This window comes from Solihabitans fulvus, from assembly GCF_008386585.1.
Lineage (GTDB): Bacteria > Actinomycetota > Actinomycetes > Mycobacteriales > Pseudonocardiaceae > Solihabitans > Solihabitans fulvus.
This window is the reverse complement of record NZ_VUOB01000135.1, coordinates 1-1,681: the sequence shown is the minus strand read 5'-3', so window position 1 is coordinate 1,681 and position 1,681 is coordinate 1. Positions and strand designations below refer to the sequence as shown.

Annotated in this window: 1 protein-coding gene; it reads left to right on the top strand. The window is 68.3% G+C overall.

The annotated features are described in order from the left end of the window. The first annotated feature begins 119 nt into the window (after positions 1 to 119). A complete protein-coding gene (locus F0L68_RS40705) occupies positions 120 to 1,517 on the top strand; it encodes an IS1380 family transposase (protein WP_149855266.1) in 1,398 nt (465 codons plus the stop codon). The last annotated feature ends 164 nt before the right edge of the window (positions 1,518 to 1,681 follow it).

The window sequence follows — 1,681 nt, the reverse complement described above, 5'->3', positions numbered from 1 at the left end:
CCCGCTGCTTTCGCGCTAATTCGGTGTGATGGGTGTCGATACAGGAGAAAGGTGCCCTGAACTGCAAGGATATGACTTGTCGAGGGTCATGTCCGAACCAGTTCAGGAGCACCTTTCTGGTGAACAAGACTACCGGGACCTACCCGTGCTTGAAGGTCGACACCACCGGAACGGGGATCGTGTCGCACGCGGGCGCGACACTGCTGGTCGACACAGCGATCAAGACCGGCACGGACCAGGTGCTGTCGGCAGCACTGGCCCGCTGGCGGCAACCGAACGCGATCCACGATCCCGGCAAGATCCTGTGCGATCTGGCGATCGCGTTGGCCCTGGGCGGAGACTGCCTGGCCGACATCGCCACGCTGCGCGCCGAACCGGCTGTGTTCGGCCTGGTCGCCTCCGACCCCACGGTCTCGCGACTGATCACCACCCTGGCCGCCGACGCGGACACGGCACTCGCGGCCATCGACTCCGCCCGCGCCGCCGCACGGGCAACCGCGTGGACGTTGGCCGGAACGCACGCCCCCGACCACGCCATCAGCCCCGACAACCCGTTGATCATCGATCTGGACGCCACCCTGGTCACCGCGCACTCAGACAAGCAGAACGCGGCGCCGACATTCAAACGTGGCTTCGGATTCCACCCGTTGTGCTCGTTCGTCGACCACGGCACCAAGGGCACCGGCGAACCACTGGCGATGCTGCTGCGGCCGGGCAACGCCGGCTCGAACACCGCAGCCGACCACATCACCGTGACACGGAACGCGTTGCGGCAGTTGCCCTTCACCGCCAAAGGCGGACGCGTCGGCCGAAAAGTGTTGATCCGCACCGACGCCGCCGGAGCCACCCACGACTTCCTGAACTGGCTGACAGCCCGGAAACTGAGCTACTCGCTCGGGTTCACCCTGCCCGACGACACGGTCGAACGCCTCGCCCGGATCCCCGCACGAGCGTGGACCCCCGCCTACGACGACGAAGCCACCCCGCGCGAGGGCGCCTGGGTCGCGGAGGCCACCGGCGTGCTCGACCTGTCCGGATGGCCCACGGGAATGCGGGTTCTGGTCCGCAAGGAACGCCCGCATCCCGGCGCGCAACTGCGGTTCACCGACGCCGACGGGCTGCGGCTGACCGCGTTCGCCACCAACACACCCCGCGGCCAACTCGCCGATCTGGAACTACGCCACCGCCGCCGGGCACGAGCCGAGGACCGCATCCGCAACTGCAAGGCCACCGGACTGACCAACCTGCCCCTGCACGGCTTCGCCCACAACCGGATCTGGATCGCGATCGTCGCCCTCGCGGTCGAGCTGACCGCATGGACCCAGATGCTCGCCCTGACCGGCCACCAAGCCCGGCGATGGGAGCCCAAACGCCTGCGGCTGCGCCTGTTCTCCATCGCCGGACGCATCGCCCGCCACGCCCGACAGGTCCACCTCCGGCTGGCCGCCCACGCGCCCTGGGCCGATCTGGCCGTGACCGCCCACCAACGCCTACACGACCTACCACGACTCGCCTAACCAGCCAGAATCCGTCCCTACGAGCGAACCAGCACCACCACTGGGCCGTGGAACCCAGCGACACCCGGCCGACGACGGGCCGCTTGACCACGGAAGGAGGACCCGCAACAGCCACCCGTCCCAGTCTCAAACGAGGCCGTCACCCGCGCGAAAGATCCGGGCTA